At 62.3% G+C, this 15,046-nt stretch carries 12 protein-coding genes; 3 read left to right on the forward strand and 9 right to left on the reverse strand.

Annotated elements, in window-relative coordinates; genetic code table 11:
* Nucleotides 1-755: 755 nt before the first annotated feature.
* Entirely contained in the window at nucleotides 756-1,535 is a 780-nt protein-coding gene (locus ABQX22_RS23580) for a helix-turn-helix domain-containing protein (RefSeq protein ID WP_349802291.1), read from the forward strand.
* Nucleotides 1,536-1,555: 20 nt separating this feature from the next.
* Here the strand turns inward: ABQX22_RS23580 and ABQX22_RS23585 are convergent, their stop codons facing one another.
* The 9 genes from ABQX22_RS23585 to ABQX22_RS23625 all read right to left on the reverse strand — a co-directional run bounded on the left by ABQX22_RS23585 (nucleotide 1,556) and on the right by ABQX22_RS23625 (nucleotide 12,465).
* Nucleotides 1,556-2,215, reverse strand: a complete 660-nt coding sequence (locus ABQX22_RS23585) for an NADPH-dependent F420 reductase (protein WP_349802292.1) — start codon at nucleotides 2,213-2,215, stop codon at nucleotides 1,556-1,558.
* A gap of 42 nt (nucleotides 2,216-2,257) precedes the next feature.
* Complete coding sequence (ygiD, locus tag ABQX22_RS23590; RefSeq protein ID WP_349802293.1) at nucleotides 2,258-3,067, reverse strand: 4,5-DOPA dioxygenase extradiol; 810 nt, start codon at nucleotides 3,065-3,067, stop codon at nucleotides 2,258-2,260.
* Nucleotides 3,064-4,995, reverse strand: coding sequence for an ABC transporter ATP-binding protein (locus tag ABQX22_RS23595; protein WP_349802294.1), 1,932 nt, complete (start codon nucleotides 4,993-4,995; stop codon nucleotides 3,064-3,066). Before ABQX22_RS23595 ends, ygiD begins: the two co-directional genes overlap by 4 nt.
* Before the next feature lies 1 nt (nucleotide 4,996).
* Complete coding sequence (locus ABQX22_RS23600; protein WP_349802295.1) at nucleotides 4,997-5,878, reverse strand: ABC transporter permease; 882 nt, start codon at nucleotides 5,876-5,878, stop codon at nucleotides 4,997-4,999.
* Nucleotides 5,875-6,945: an ABC transporter permease gene (locus ABQX22_RS23605; RefSeq protein ID WP_349802296.1), complete on the reverse strand. Its 1,071-nt coding sequence runs from the start codon at nucleotides 6,943-6,945 to the stop codon at nucleotides 5,875-5,877. The genes ABQX22_RS23600 and ABQX22_RS23605 overlap by 4 nt, the downstream gene beginning before the upstream one ends.
* Nucleotides 6,946-6,969: 24 nt before the next feature.
* Nucleotides 6,970-8,199 carry an aromatic ring-hydroxylating oxygenase subunit alpha gene (locus ABQX22_RS23610; protein WP_349802297.1) on the reverse strand — a complete coding sequence of 410 codons (1,230 nt, stop codon included), beginning with the start codon at nucleotides 8,197-8,199 and terminating at the stop codon, nucleotides 6,970-6,972.
* Nucleotides 8,200-8,421: 222 nt separating this feature from the next.
* Complete coding sequence (locus tag ABQX22_RS23615; RefSeq protein ID WP_349802298.1) at nucleotides 8,422-9,942, reverse strand: ABC transporter substrate-binding protein; 1,521 nt, start codon at nucleotides 9,940-9,942, stop codon at nucleotides 8,422-8,424.
* Between the two features lie 42 nt (nucleotides 9,943-9,984).
* Entirely contained in the window at nucleotides 9,985-11,349 is a 1,365-nt protein-coding gene (locus ABQX22_RS23620; RefSeq protein ID WP_349802299.1) for a porin, read from the reverse strand.
* 42 nt (nucleotides 11,350-11,391) lie between these two features.
* On the reverse strand, nucleotides 11,392-12,465 hold the full coding sequence (locus ABQX22_RS23625; RefSeq protein ID WP_349802300.1) for a TauD/TfdA family dioxygenase: 1,074 nt from the start codon (nucleotides 12,463-12,465) through the stop codon (nucleotides 11,392-11,394).
* A 224-nt stretch (nucleotides 12,466-12,689) separates the two neighbouring features.
* On the opposite strand from ABQX22_RS23625, the gene ABQX22_RS23630 reads away from it, so the two are divergent.
* Together ABQX22_RS23630 and ABQX22_RS23635 are read left to right on the forward strand one after the other, a co-directional pair.
* On the forward strand, nucleotides 12,690-13,670 hold the full coding sequence (locus ABQX22_RS23630; RefSeq protein ID WP_349802301.1) for a PDR/VanB family oxidoreductase: 981 nt from the start codon (nucleotides 12,690-12,692) through the stop codon (nucleotides 13,668-13,670).
* Between the two features lie 28 nt (nucleotides 13,671-13,698).
* Nucleotides 13,699-14,772 carry an acetamidase/formamidase family protein gene (locus ABQX22_RS23635; RefSeq protein ID WP_349802302.1) on the forward strand — a complete coding sequence of 358 codons (1,074 nt, stop codon included), beginning with the start codon at nucleotides 13,699-13,701 and terminating at the stop codon, nucleotides 14,770-14,772.
* The last annotated feature ends 274 nt before the right edge of the window (nucleotides 14,773-15,046 follow it).

Below are 15,046 nucleotides of genomic sequence, written 5' to 3' on the forward strand. Positions count from 1 at the left end.
CGAAATGTTCGGCGCTGATTTGCTCGCCTTGGTGTGGGTATTGATTTTATTAGTCTATCACCTCCATCCTGCCGTCGCGGCGCAAGCCCTTTCCTACAGGGGTTCTGCGACACACGCATAAACCTGCGCCAGACCACGGACCTGTAGGAGCGCGCTTGCCCGCGATGAGGCCGGGATTACCGGCATATCTCTGTCGCCTGACACCTCGCTTCGCGAACAAGTTCGCTCCTACAGCGGTTCTGCGGCACACGCGTAAAACTGCGCCAGACCACCGACCTGTAGGAGCTGACGACCAGCGGGAGGCTCCGGGGTCGCGCTCGACCGATGCGGTGTATCAGGCAAACCGTGATCGCCAGTGGTTCGGGGCCGTGGGGCTGGCTTGTTGGATCTGGCACATTACCTGCAACGCATTGAGCAGGATTAATACCCGCCTTGGATAGCTCACGGCAGTAACGCTGTATATCGGTTACTGGTAGTACGAACGCCTGCGCGTCATTTGCCTTGCACCCCGGAATTGCTATTGCAGGAAGCAGTATTAAGCAGGCTATCGACCCAACCAATGCGTGTGGAGATTGATAGTGGATACGTGGAATGTTTCAACTGACGCCTGTTCTGTCGCCGAGCGCGCCAAAATATGGCAGCGAGCAATGAACAAACTGTATATGCCCGGTTGCACTTACAGTGAAGGTGAAGCGCTTTTCCGCGGGGATATATGTTGCCTGACCTCCCCCCAGGGCGTGGAATTCGCAAGAGTGATGGGTACGCCTCTGCGACTTGAAGGCAAGTCAGCGGATCAGCCGTATACGATATGGCTGGCGCTGATTATCGAAGGCAAGTTTTCGTTGCGCTACAAAGGCCTGAATCTGCCGGCCAAAGTTGGCGATATTATTTACGCGCCCACCGGTCTGGATATGTCATTGACGGCGGAATCAGACTTCAAAATCCTCTACGTCAAGATTCCACCCGACCTTGTTCATTCCCGTGTGTTGAACCCCACCTTGGTGGATGTGGGCTATCTTTCGTGCGACACCGGGGTCAATCGCGTCTTCGCCAACATGCTCATGTCATTGAGCGAGAACATGGAAACGATCGAGCCCTCCACACTTCGGCCGGTGGAAATCGCACTGGCTGAATTTCTGGTCATGAGTCTGATTCATCAGGGCAGTATTCAGGACTTTGGCGGTACGGCGAAGATGCTGCACTTCAAGCGCATTTGTCAGGGCATCGACAAGCACCTGGCAGACCCGGATATGTCCCTGGGACGGGTCGCCGAGGAGCATCAGGTGTCAGCGCGGTACGTGCAGAAGTTGTTCGAGGCTGCCGGGAGCAGCTTTGTGAACTACGTGCGGGTCCGACGCCTGGATCGGTGCCGGTGCGAACTGGGCAATCCGGAGTACCGTCATCTCTCAGTGTCGGATATCTGCTTTCGCTGGGGCTTCAACGACGCGGCGCATTTCAGCCGGGTGTTTCGTAATGCGTTCGGCGTTGCGCCACGGGACTATCGTCGACAGAAAAGCGGACTGACCAGCGATTAGGCTGGCCAGCCCGCCAGGGGTCAGCGGGTGAGCCAGGTCGGCGCGATCTGGGTGCCCTTGCTGGCGCCGTAGCCCAGGTAGATATTCAAGCCGGCCAGCGGCTCCAGGTAACGCGCATTGTGCAAGCCGCCCGCATCGACCACGTCGTAACCCAGGCCGCTGAGGATTTCACTCACCGTAGCCTTGGCCGCGGCATCATCGCCGGCGATAAAACCGGTGGCCGGTGTACCGCTGAAATCGGCCCCCTGGTCGATGACTTGAGCGAACAAGGTATTGAACGCCTTGACCACGTTAGAACCCGGCACCAGTCTGGCGATTTCTTCAGCGGCTGAGGTGCTGAAGCCCATGGTCAGGCCCATGTAATCAGCGGTCAGCGGATTGGTCGGGTCAATGATGACTTTACCGGTGAGATTGCCGGCAGCGCTGACAATGTCTTTTACGCCGTCAACATAGACGGCCATGATCAATACATCACTGGCCGCTGCCGCTTCTGCGACAGGCAGAACCGTTGCGCCATAAAGCGCCGCTACATCACGCGCCTTATCAAGATTGCGTCCGCTCAATACAACTTCGTGACCGGCCTGGGTCAGTTGTTTGGTTAATGCGGAGCCAATATTGCCGTAGCCGAAAATGCTGATCTTCATGAGTTCCAACCTTAGAGTGCGAAGTGTGTTGTTCAAAAGAAGGAAGTGCCTATGCGCACACTTCCGAGTTGCTACTGGTCAGGGCCGTGCAGACGGCCATAACGCGATGCTCATCATGCTCAGGGAGCCAAATACGCAACTGGGGGTAATAAATTCCACGGCGTCGTCTTTTAAATCCCGCGCACCCAATACATACAACAGCGGCAGAAAGTGATCGGACGTGGGAATGGCGCGACTGGCGTCAGGGCCCATGTCGGGGAATTGAGTGAGTGAACGATCATCCCCCGAAGCGATGATCTTCCGGACCCGTTCCTGAAAACGTACGGCCCAATCAAAACCACTGTCGGACATACCGAAGTTGATCATGGACAAGTTGTGCACGACATTGCCGCTGCCGACAATCAGCACGCCTTCGTCGCGCAACTGTTGCAGGCGCGCCCCCAGTTCGTAGTGAAAAGCCGGTGGCTGACTGCTTTCCATGCTCAGCTGCAACACGGGCACGTCGGCGTCGGGGTACAGGTGCACCAACACCGACCAGGTGCCGTGATCAAACCCCCACTTCTGGTCCAGCGTCACCTCCATGGGCGCCAGCAGCGTCGCGATGCGCTGCGCCACCGCCGGCGCCCCCGGCGCGTTGTAGCGCTTGTCGAACAAGGCCTGGGGGAACGCACCGAAATCATGGATGGTGCGCGGCGTCGCCATGGCCGTCACCGCCACGCCCCGGGTCATCCAGTGGGCGGAGATCATCAGAATCGCTTTGGGCTTGCCGATGCATTTGCCAAGCGCCGTCCAGCTGTCGCTGAATTCGTTGCGCTCCAGTGCGTTCATCGGGGTGCCATGGCCTATGAACAAGGCCGGCATTCGGGTCGAGGGGGCGCTAGTAGTCATGCTGATTCTTCAGTCAGGGAGTGAGAAACCGGGGGCCAGATGGCCGTGGGATCGGTGGGCGGCACCGCCGCGATCAGGGCCTGGGTGTAGGGATGCTGCGGTGCCGAGAGCACCTGTTCGGTGTCGCCGCTTTCCACGACTTCACCCTGATGCAGCACTACAATCTTGCTGCACAGGTAGCGCACGACCCCGAGGTCATGGGAAATCAGCAGCAGGGAGAATTTGTGCTCCCGGCGCAGCTCCAGCAGCAGGTTCATGATCTGCGCCTGAACCGACACATCCAGGCCCGAGACGATTTCGTCGGCGATCAGGATTTGCGGCATGTTGCACAGACTGCGCCCGATGTTGACCCGCTGCCGTTGCCCGCCGGACAGCTGCGTCGGATAGCGCTCCAGGGTCGAGACAGCCAGGCCGATGTCGTGGGCCAGATCACTGGCGCGGGTGGCGCGCTCGCTGTGCAGATGCGCCCGGGACTCCATGGCCTGGGTCAGCAACTGGCCGATGCGTCGCTTGGGGTTGAGGGCCGAGCGGGCGTCCTGAAAGATCATCTGGATTGACGAAATACGCCGGTCCCAGTCCTGCGCCTTGTCGTAGAGCGCCTGACCGTTGAGCACGATGCTGCCTGTGGTGGGATGTTCCAGCCCCATGATCAGCCGCGCCAGGGTCGATTTCCCGCTGCCGCTCTCGCCCACGATGCCGACGAATTCCCCCGGCGCGAGGGTCAGGTCCAGGGGCTTGAGCACCTGCACGTCCGGGCGCCGGCGCAACAGCGAGCGCGCCCCCGGCCAGGTTTTGCTGAGCCCGATCAGGCTCAGGCGGGTGAGCGCACTCATGGCTTGTCCCGCCACATGAGCACCCTGCTGCGCACGGACGTGGGGCGCGATGTCCTGCCAGCGCAGGCAGCGCACCCGATGCCGCTCACTGCCGCAGACCCGTTCCAGCGGCGGTTGCTGTTCCTGGCAGGCAGGCTCGGCGTGCTCACAGCGCGTGGCAAACCGACAGCCGTGCAGATCGGGAAAGGTTTCGACACCGGGCATCTGCCCCTTGAGCGCGTGGAGCGTGTGCAGCGGACCGGTCAGGTCCGGAATCGCCTGGCGCAGCGCCCGGGTGTACGGGTGCAGGGTCGAGCCGAAGATCAACTTGGCCGGGCCGCTTTCCATGATCTCCCCGGCGTAGAGCACCGCCACCTCGTCGCAGGCGTGGGTCGCCAGGCCCATGTCGTGGGTGACGAACAGCACTGCGGTGCCGTGGCGCTCCTGAAGATTGCGCAGCAGTCGGACGATGTGTGCCTGGCTGGTGACGTCCAGCGCGGTGGTCGCCTCATCGCTGACCACCAGGTCCGGCAGGCTGGCAAAGGCCATGGCGATCATCACCCGCTGGCACATGCCGCCGGACAGCTCGAAGGCGTAGCTGTCCAGCAGCGACGCGGGCCGGTGCAGGCGCACGTCCTCCAGCGCCTTGATCGACCGTTCGCGGCATTCCTGGGGCGCGACGCCGATGCGCAACAGGTGCTCGGTCAGTTGCTGGCCGATGGTCAGCACCGGATTGAGCGCCGTGCGCGGTTCCTGGGGGATGAACGCAATGCGCGTCCCCAGCCACTGCCGGTGTGTGGCCGGCGAGACGTTCAGCAGGTCTTCGCCGTCAAATCGAAGGCTGCCGGCACTTACTTCAAAGCCGCTGGGCAACTGGCGGGACAGAATGCGCCCGATCATGCTTTTGCCGGCGCCGGATTCACCGACCAGCCCCAGGGTGCTGCCCGGTCGCAGGCTGAAGCTCAGGTCCCGCAGCACGACACTGGTGCGCTGGCCCATGCGGGCGGTGACGTTGATGTTGTCCACGTCCAGCAGCAGCGGGACCTTGGCCGACGGCGTCAGGGCGAGCGCGCTGGGGGCGGACATCGTGGGGGCGGAGTGAAGGAGGATGCTCATGTCAGGCCGCTCCATTGCGTTCAAGGGTTCGCACATCGGTGGCCTGGCGCAGCCCCTGCCCCAGGAAGGTGGCGGCCAGCACGGTGAGGATCATGCAGAACACCGGCAGCAGCAGCGGATACGGCGAGGAATACATGCTGTTGAGCCCGTCGCTGATCATTGCGCCCCAGGTCGGGGTCTGTGAGCCGACCGACATCCCGGCGAACGACAGGATGCTCTCGGCCACCACGGCGATGCTGATTTCCAGCGCCATCAACGCGATCAGGGTCGGCACGATGCCGGGCACGATTTCGCGCCAGATCAAGCCCAGGGTCTTGGCCCCGCTGATCCTGGCCGCCGCCACGTATTCACGGCGGCGGATGACCAGCACGTCGGCCCGCACCACCCGGCAGAAACGTGCCCAGTCGACGAAGACGATGGCCAGGATCACGTTTTGCAGCCCCGGCGACAGCGCCACCATCAGGATCAGCGCCAGCAGTACCGCCGGGAACGACAGCCACAGGTCGACAAAGCGGCTGATCAGCCAGTCGAGCCAGCCCCCGTGGTAGCCGGCGAGCAAGGCCAGCGTGCAGCCGATGGCGGCAGCGCCGATGGGCGCGGCGATGGCAATGGTCACCACCACCCGCGTGCCGTACAGCAAGCGGGACAGCACGCACTGGCCAAGGCCGTCGGTGCCCAGCGGATAATCCAGGGTGCCGCCGTCTGCCCAGAATGGCGGTAGCAGGACCGACATCAGGTCTTGCTCATTGGGCCCGTGGGGCGCCAGCGCCGGGGCAAAAATCGCGATCAGCAGCAACAGCAACATAAAGCCGGCCCCCACACAGAAACTGGGTTCGCGCAGCGCCCGGCGCCACAGGGACTGAGGAGCACGCTGGCCGTTCATCGCGGGCTCCGAAGGGCGGGATTGAGCTGCTGCATGACGAACTCCGTCAGCATGTTCACCAGCTGTACGGTGATGGCATAAGTCAGCGCCAGGGCCTGAATCGTCTGGATGTCGAACGCCCCCAGCGCCCGCAGCATCAGGGCACCGATGCCCGGCAGGCTGAAGATGGACTCGATCAGGATGGTGCCGCCGATCACCACACTGGCCTGGACGCCGATCAGGCTGACCGTCGGCAGCGCGGCGTTGCGCAGGGCATGGCGCATCAACAGGGTGTTCTCGCCGATGCCCCGCAGTCGCGCGGCGTTGACGTAATCCTCGTGGTACACCTCGGTCAGGCTGGAATGCAGGATCCGGGCGATGGGCGTGGCGATGCACAGGCCGAAGGTCAGGGTCGGCAGGGCCAGATGGCTGAGCACGCTGCCGAGGGCCCGAAGGTTGCCGTCGATCAGGCTGTCGATCAGAGAAAATCCGGTGACGCGCGGTGGCTGCAACGCAGGGTCGATGGCGCCGATGAAGGGCAGCCACTGCAGCCCCACGCCCAGGGTCACGATCAGGATGATCGCCCAGAGGTAATCCGGTATCGCGGTCATGATGCCGTTGAGCGCCATGATCACTTTTTCATGGCGGGTGCCACGCAGCCGAAAGCTGAGCAAGCCGCTGCCCAGGCCCAGCACCAGCCCGGCGACAAACCCGCACGCCAGCAGTTGAAGCGTGGTGGGCAGTGCGTCCAGCACCATGGGCAACACGGGCGACCCGGTCTGGATCGAGGTGCCGAAATCGCCCCGCAGCGCATCCTGCAGCCAGTACAGAAACTGCACCAGCACTGGCCGGTCCAGACCCAACTGATGGGACATGCGCGCGATGTCTTCGGTGGAGGCACCCGGCGGCATCAGCATGTTCACCGGATCCACCGGAATGCCCCGGAGGATGATGAACACGATCAATGAAATGAGCACCAGCATCGGCAGGCGCCAGGCAGCCTGGACGATCACGCGTCCGATCACCTGGGCAATCCCTGCAATCAGAAACGTCGTTGTGTGCGTGGCGGATGAAGGGCTGGTGCTCATCGTTTCTGTCCCCGGAAAATCAAATCAGGCTGAAGCGTTGCCCAGTGTCTGCACCGGAATCAGTTGCGGTGGCGCGCTGGGTCTGGCCCGCTGCCAGGCATCCTGATACCGCGTCACCGCCCACTTGTTGAAATCGCTCTGCGCCCTCTCCTGCCACGAATACCGGCCGCGCACGGCGAAGCGCGAGCGCAGGCCCTGTTGCACCTGTTCGTCCACGTGCAGGTCCTGGGCGATGATTTCCGACGAGGCGTTAAACACCATGTCCAGCAGGTGCGGGAACGCCGGCGAGCGCATGGCTCCCGGTGCGCACAGCACGCCGGTGTCGTTGAAATGGGTTTCAGGACCGTCGGCCCGCAGGATCAGAAACATCACCAGGTCGCAGGTCAGCACCAGCGACAATGTCGGCGGCAGGTTGACGAACAGGAAGCGGTTGCGCTCCTCCTCGGTCAACTGCGGGAAGATCGGCAGCACGGCTTTCTGGGTCGGATTGAAACTGGCGTCGGCGTGCAGCGTGCCGTTGGTGCGGTAGTAACCGGCGGTGTCGGGCGGCAGGTCGTCCGGGAACCGCGCCAGGGCGCTGGGGGCGAAATCGTGCAGCGGGCCGTGATGCAGACGGTTGGCGTGATAACCGTCGTTGTTGTTTTCCATCATCACTTTCCAGTTCCACGGGTACTGCGGCCCCGGTTCAGGGCGCGGGCCTTCGGCGGTCTTGAGGTCGTAGTTTTTCAAGACGGCGTCCACGGCCAGCAAACGTGGCCCCAGCGGCGCGGCGTTAACGTCGAAATTGACGAAGATGAAGCCCTGCCACAGCTCGACTTTCAGCGTCGGCAGGCAGAAGTCCTTGCGCTGGAAGTTTTCGGTCCTTTGCATTTCCGGCGCGCCGATCAGCTCGCCGTCTAGGTTGTACGCCCAATGGTGATACGGGCACAGAAATGCGTTGGTGTTGCCGGCGCCTTCGGCCACCAGCATGGCCCGGTGCTGACACACCGCCGACATCGCCTTGATCTCGCCCTGGCGGTTTCGCGCGATGATCAGCGGTTCGCCGATGATCGTGGTGGTGAAGTAATCGCCAGGCTTGGCCACCCATTCTTCACGGCCCAGGCACAGCCATTCATGGTTGAACAGCGCTTCCTTTTCGAACTCGTAAAACGCGGCGTTGGTGTAGCACAGCGGTGGCAGGCAGTTGGATTGGCTGACATCGGCCGCCGAACTGCCGAGGCTTTCGAAGAACTCATCTGAATGGAACAGAGACATTTCACTTCTCGCTGTGTCTGGAGGTTGTTATCGCCTGGGTGAAAGTCTATCCAGCGCCCCGTGCAGCCACTTGAACGGCTGCGCACAGACTTTGGCCTTAATGCGCACCCCGCCAATAAGCTCCCTGACCCCGGACGAGCCGACAGACGACACGGCCGCCCCGCCGACAGACAACCCCCAATAAAGCCCAAAAAAAACGGCCCTGATATCAGGGCCGTTGCCTCATGCTTTCCATTGCGCGGGGAGGATCCAGCCGTTCTGGTAGGCCTGGTAATGCAGCTTTTTGGCGTGCACCGCACTGGACACGCCTTGCAGCAGCGGCAGGCTGTAACCCTGCTCCACTACCCAGCGATTGAAGGCTTTGTATTGCTCGATGCGCTTGTCGTAATCGCGCTCCACCAACAGCGGCGAGAGGCGATCCATCACGTCCTGGCTGCGCCACACGGAAAACGCCGTGTCCGCGTTCAGGTAAGCGCCGGCGTAAAGCTCCGGGTCGGCCGTCGAGTTGTTCCAGAACCAGAGCACCGGACCTTCCAGCGTCCCTGCCGCCACCGACTGGAAGTACACGCCCATGTCGATGGTTTCCAGCTCCGCCTGGATGCCGACTTTGCTCCACATCTGCACGATGGCCCGGGCCATCTGGTTGTCCACCGGGTGCACGCCGTTGGTGGCGAAGAAGCGGAAGCGCGCCGGCTTGCTCTCGCTGTACCCGGCCTTGGCCATGTAGTCCCGGGCCTTGTCCAGGTCGTAGGCAAAAGTGAACTCCGCTTCGTAGCCTGGGGTTCCGGGCGGCGAAGGACTGGACAGCGGTTCCGGCAGGTCATTGAGCAGCGCCCGGGTCAGCGCCTTCTTGTCGATGGCGTGGTGCATGGCCAGTCGCAGGTTGATGTTGTCCAGCGGCGGCTTGTTGAGCATGTGGATCAGGTAGGTGTCGATGGTCACGGTCAGGGCGGTGCTGAGATTGGGCAGTTTGCCCAGGCGCAGCGCTTCGCGGATCGGCAGCGCAAAACTGAAATCCACCTGGCCGGACTGCATGGCCGAAGCCCGGGACGTCGGGTTGGGAATGATCTGGATCGTGACGTCTTCCAGCGCCGGCTTGCCGCCCCAGTACTTATCGAAGGCCTGCAGCACAATGCGGCTGTTGCGCTGGTAATCCACCAGTTTGTAGGGGCCCGAACCGACTGGTTTGGCGAGGAACGCCTCCATGCCCACTTCGCTGATGTATTTCTTGGGCAGGATGAACGAGCCGGCAAAACCCAGGTACTGCGGCGCCGTCACGAACGGCTTGGTAAAGCGGATCACCGCCTGGGTCGGCGTCGGCGTCTCGATGCTCGCGATGGTGTTCCAGATGTAGCCCAGCTGGATGCTGTTATCGGCCTTGGGCCGGTCGAGGAAGGTGTATTTGAAATCCTCGGAGGTCAGCTTGTCGCCATTGTGAAAGTAGACGTCATCGCGAAAATCCAGCACCAGTTCAAGGCCTTCGTTCTTCCACGTCCAGGCGCTGATGACCCCGGCGTTGAGGCGGTTGTCCGGCCCGTATTCCAGCGGCTGGTCGAACACGCATTTGTACAGCGAGGTGGCGTGGGGAATGATCCGTGCGGTCGGGTCCCAGCTCGTCACGTCGAACGGGAACGCCAGGGACACACTGCGCTCTGCCGCCAACGCAGGGTTGAGACCCGCCTGCGCCAGCAACAGGGCCATGGCGCTCAGCGGTACAGCTTTCAACAAGGTTCTACGGTGCACTGTCGTCATCCTCTGAAAATGTCTGTTAGCCGTCGGCGTTGATCAGAACGTGTACACCATGCCCAGTCGCGCCGTGTCCTGGCGGTTGTCGCTGGAGTTATCCAGGTACCAGCCGGCGCCCTGGTTGGCCCGCACACCGTCCGAAGCCTTCATCCACGAGTAGGAGGCGTAAAGCCAGGTCTTGTCCGAAAGGTCGCGTTTGAGGCCGAAAGTGACCTGGTCCCAGTTGTCATGTTCCAGGGTGGAGTACTGATAACCCATGATCGCCGTGGTCTTGTTCGCGATGGGGTAGTAACCACCGATCTCGTAGACGTGCTGGGTCGCTTTATCCCCGTCACGCTTGAAGGTGGTCTGGGAGGTGTTGCCGACCAGGGTCAGCTTGCCCAACTGGTAGTGACCCCCGACGATGGCGGTTTCCTGATTGACGATCAGCGCCGAGCCATCGAAATTCAGTTGCTGGCCCAGCAGCTCGCTGACACCGATCTGCAGGTCCGGGTAGATGTCGTTGTTGTCGATCCGCACGTACGCGGCGGACAGGCTCCAGGGACCGGCGAAGTAGCTGGCACCCAAGCTCAAGGTTTCTTTGTTGCCCGACGCCTGACCCGGATAGGCCGCGTCATCCGTTGCATACATGATGCCAAACTTGAATCCGTCGAACGTGGCGCTCTGGAACTTGATCGCACGGTCCACGCGCCACCCGGAAATGCGGTCGAAGTCGCCGTGGTGCCCGGCATACGTCGTGGCGTAGCCACCGATGTTCAGCTGGTTCATGTAGTCGTAGACGAAGTCGTACTGGCGCCCGAAGGTCAGCCGTCCCCACTTGTTTTCCACGCCTGCGTAAGCCTGACGCCCCCAAGTAGTGCCGTATTGCGAGGTGCTGCCGTCGCTGAGGTTGAAGCCGTGCTCGATCGTGAACACCGCTTTCAAGCCCCAGTCCAGGTCCTGCGAGCCGGTAAAGCCCAGCCGGTTGCCCCAGTTCACCCCGTCGCGCTCGCCGGTCTTGCTGCTGCCGCCTTCGTTGCTGACGTAGGTCAGGCCGTAGTCGAGCACACCGTAGATTTTTACTTTCTCTGTGACCTCCTTGATGATCTCGGCAGAGGTGCTGCCCTTGTTGCTCGCCACTTCGGCCTTGGCCTGGTTGACCTCTTCCTTGACGATGCCACGAATGGCCGCCTTGGTATCGTCGCCCACCGGCGCCTGGGCCGCTGCTTGAGTGGAGGCCGTCTGCTGCTGCGCCTGTCTGGCAAGGGTCTCCTGCACGATTTTCTCGACCAGGGCCCGAATCCGCGCTTCAGCCTCCGGGCTCACCTGCGGATCGGCTGCGCCATACGCAAACGCCGTGCTCGATGCCACACACAAAGACAAACCCATTGCCAGCGTGGAAGACCTGTTACGTCCCATAGCCATCTTTCCAATTCCTCATCATTCACTAATAGAAGTGGCAGTGGCTCAAGCAATGATTCGGGGCACTGCGGCGTTGATGATTCGAAAGTTGCCCCTCGAATCGTCGGCCTCGGTGTCTCGATGCGATGTGCGGTTTTGCACCACACTTTTTCCAAAGCCCGGTGTAATCGGGCGTTGCTCGCGACGGCGCAGCCAAAGGCGCAACAGGTGTCTGCGTCTTTGCGGCTCGGGGTAATCGGTGAATTCGGTACGTGAATGCAGCGCGGCGTAGTTGGACAGCCACTGGATGTCGCCGGGACGGAAGTCCATCTCGATGGCCATGCCCGGCTCGTAGGTGATGTCTTCGAACAGCTGCAGCAGTTCGCGCTGTGCGTCGGTCAGCCGCGGCACCTCGGGGTAATCCTGGGCGGTAAGGATGTACAGGGAACCGGCATACATGCTGAACACCCCGTCGACGATGCTGATGATCGGCGAGGTGTAGGTGTTGGCAGGCGCCGCCGGGTCCTGACGCAACCAGTCCCAGTGGAACGGCTGCATCAGCAAGGGCGCCAGGTCCGGGCGGCGGCGCACGATTTCGTTGTAGATCTGCGCGCCGGACACCAGGCACGACGCGCCGCCTTCCATCGAAGGGCGCAGGCACATCAGGGCCACGATGTCGGAGCTGTCGGAGTGGAACGGCAGTTTGTCGCGGATCGATTTCGACAGCGCCGACGGGTCTTCGAGCTTCTTGTCGGAGGTGGCGTAAATGTGGTCGATCAGGTCGCCCAGCTCGTTCTGGCGCATCGGCTCGCCCAGGTGCAGGCCGAGGATGTAATAGATGGCCGCGCTCAACGCGTCGGAATACAGCTCGGTGCGCAGCCCTCGCACCAGCACGAAGCCGTGGCCGACGTCCATGCGCTGCTTCCAGTCCTCGATGGCGTCGCGACAGGCCTGCAGCGGGTAATCATCGACCTCGATGCGACGCAGGTCCGGGTCATTGCCCACCAGCTCGGCGCCCAGGGTTTCCAGCTCGCTGATTTGATCGGCGCTCAAGTGATAGATCCAGTCGCCCTTCTTGATCAACTCGTCGCCGCGCCAGGCAGCTGAAGTCGTGACCGGTTCCAAGTGAGTCGATGACATGTTCGTGTTCCCCTGCTGTTCGAGAATTTCCTGTGGCGGAACTCTCGCAGCAGGGCGGCCGATGTTCTTGTCCGCAGGCGCATGAAACCTTGGCGGTTGCCGAGCAGGCGTCCAACTTCCCGTGCGCGTGCGTCCAAGAAATCCGGGTGCAGCTCCTTACACTTGTCCCCTCAGTCATTGCGGGGTCTCGCCACGTGAACGGTTCAAATTCCCAGCAGCCTTCAATGCTGCACGCTACGGTCGGGACGGACAGCCTCTGGGTGGCCAGGGTCATCAGGCGTGAGCAGATCGCCCACGAGGTGACGTTGCTGGAACTGGCGCCCGCCGACGGCCAGGCCTTGCCCGCCTTTACAGCGGGGGCGCACATCGCGCTGCACACCGCTGCCGGCGTTCGCCAGTATTCGCTGTGCAACAGGCCGGATGAGCGGGATTTTTTACGCATCGCGGTGCGCCTGGAAAGCCAGGGCCGTGGCGGCTCGCGGCACGTGGTCGAGTCGATGCACGAAGGCCAGACGGTGCAGGTCGACGGGCCCTTCAATCATTTTCCGTTGCAGGCCGACGATGCGTTCCCGCTGCTGATTGCCGGCGGCATCGGCATCACGCCCATGCTCGGCATGGCCCTGGAATGCCAGGCCCAGGGTCGCCCGTTCGAGCTGCATTACGCCGGGCGCGCCAGCCAGCACATGGCGTTTTTATCCGGCGTGCGCGAGCAGTTCAAAGACGCAGCGCGGGTGTACGCCTCCGACCTCAATGGGGGCGCGAGGATGCCGTTGCAGCAGCTGATCGCCGAGCCGGGCGCCGAGCGCCATCTGTATGTGTGCGGGCCGGCGTCGCTGATCGACGAGGTGTGCGCCATTGCCCGCTCCAGGGGCTGGCCGGACCACCGTATTCACTTCGAGCGGTTCCAGGGCGAACAGCCGGTGCCGCTGGACGGTGACCAGCCGTTCGAGGTGCAGATTCAGTCCACCGGCCGCTGCATCGAAGTGGCCGCCGATGAAACCGTGGCCCAGGCCCTGGAACGCAGCGGGATTTACCTCAATCAGTCCTGCGGCTCGGGTGTGTGTGGCACGTGCCGCACCGGCGTGCTGGCCGGGCAAGTGGACCACCGCGACTATTTCTTTTCGCCCGATCAGCAGGCGTTGAACACCGAATTCACACCCTGCTGCTCTCGGGCCCGCTCCGCCAGACTTGTGCTTGATCTCTGACTTTCACTCCCATCGACGAGGTATCGCCATGCGTATCGACACGCCACTTTCTTCAGGACGCCAGCATCCGATGCCGGGGGCCTTGCACACGCTTCGCGCAACGCCGGAGAACGTTCACTGGGGTTACTTCGATGCCGCGCTGGCCCCGGCGATCAGGGTCAAGAGCGGCGACATCATTCAGGCCGAGGCCATCACCCACCATGCCGGCGACGCGCCGGAGCTGATGATGGACGAGACCATCTGGCGGCTGTTCAAGGAAATCCCGGAAGAGGACCGTAACCCGGGCGTGCACATCATGACCGGGCCGATCTGGGTCGAAGGCGCCAGGCCCGGCGACATACTGGAAGTGCGTTACCTGTCGATGACCCCGCGCAATCACTACGGCTCCAACCTGGCCGCCAACTGGGGGTATCTGTACAAGGAGTTCGACGAGACCGAGCGGGTGACCATCTACCAGATGGACGCCAATTCCCACAATGCCCGTGCGCTGTATGCCTACGACGTCAAAGAGAAGTACCTGACGCCGGGGCGTGTGACGAACTGCCCTGAATGCGAACACCAGACGACCCTTGAGGGCGTTCGGATTCCCATCCGCCCGCACTTGGGCACGGCAGGTGTGGCGCCGGATGTGCGCGGACGCATCAGCACCATCCCCCCGGGCCTGCATGGCGGCAACATCGACAACTGGCGCATCGGTGCCGGCGCGACCATGTACTACCCGGTGGCGGTGGACGGCGCGCTGTTTTCCATTGGCGACCCGCATGTGTCCCAGGGTGACGGCGAGGTCAGCGGCACGGCCATCGAGTCGTCGTTGAACGTCATGTTCCAGGTCATCCTGCGCAAGGACTTCTTCTTCCCGTCCCCGCTGCTGGAAACCCAGGATTGCTGGATTGTCCACGGCTTTGACGAGGACCTGAACCAGGCCGTACGCAACGCCTCGCTGGACATGCTGACCTTCCTCACCGAGCAGCAAGGCCTGTCCCGCAACGACGCGTATTCATTGATGAGCGTGGCCGGCGACATGGGCATCACCCAGGTGGTCGACGCCCGCCAGGGCGCTCACATCCGCATGCCCCGGGGCGTGTTTGCGTCGCAGGATTGAGTGCGTCCGTAACCACGAACAAACACCGTGATTCGCGAACAAGTTCGCTCCTACAGGATTCTGCGGCACACGCATAAAACTGCGCCAGACCACGGACCTGTAGGAGCGCGCTTGCCCGCGATGAGGTCGGTACTGTCGGTACATCTGTATTGCCTGACGCATCGCCTTCGCGAACAAGTTCGCTCCTACAGGGTTTCTGCGGCACACGCATAAAACTGCGCCAGACCACGGACCTGTAGGAGCGCGCTTGCCCGCGATGAGGTCGGTACTGTCG

Origin of the sequence: Xanthomonas sp. WHRI 1810A, assembly GCF_040202885.1 — a bacterium.
GTDB lineage: Bacteria > Pseudomonadota > Gammaproteobacteria > Pseudomonadales > Pseudomonadaceae > Aquipseudomonas.

Bases quoted from the DNA above. Each gene is read 5' to 3' on its own strand.
- ABQX22_RS23635 (WP_349802302.1), top strand. From the start codon at position 13,699: ATGCGTATCGACACGCCACTTTCTTCAGGACGCCAGCATCCGATGCCG.
- ABQX22_RS23625 (WP_349802300.1), bottom strand. From the start codon at position 12,465: ATGTCATCGACTCACTTGGAACCGGTCACGACTTCAGCTGCCTGGCGC.
- ABQX22_RS23630 (WP_349802301.1), top strand. From the start codon at position 12,690: ATGCTGCACGCTACGGTCGGGACGGACAGCCTCTGGGTGGCCAGGGTC.
- ABQX22_RS23610 (WP_349802297.1), bottom strand. From the start codon at position 8,199: ATGTCTCTGTTCCATTCAGATGAGTTCTTCGAAAGCCTCGGCAGTTCG.
- ABQX22_RS23595 (WP_349802294.1), bottom strand. From the start codon at position 4,995: ATGAGCATCCTCCTTCACTCCGCCCCCACGATGTCCGCCCCCAGCGCG.
- ABQX22_RS23605 (WP_349802296.1), bottom strand. From the start codon at position 6,945: ATGAGCACCAGCCCTTCATCCGCCACGCACACAACGACGTTTCTGATT.
- ABQX22_RS23600 (WP_349802295.1), bottom strand. From the start codon at position 5,878: ATGAACGGCCAGCGTGCTCCTCAGTCCCTGTGGCGCCGGGCGCTGCGC.
- ABQX22_RS23580 (WP_349802291.1), top strand. From the start codon at position 756: ATGGGTACGCCTCTGCGACTTGAAGGCAAGTCAGCGGATCAGCCGTAT.
- ABQX22_RS23620 (WP_349802299.1), bottom strand. From the start codon at position 11,349: ATGGCTATGGGACGTAACAGGTCTTCCACGCTGGCAATGGGTTTGTCT.
- ygiD (WP_349802293.1), bottom strand. From the start codon at position 3,067: ATGACTACTAGCGCCCCCTCGACCCGAATGCCGGCCTTGTTCATAGGC.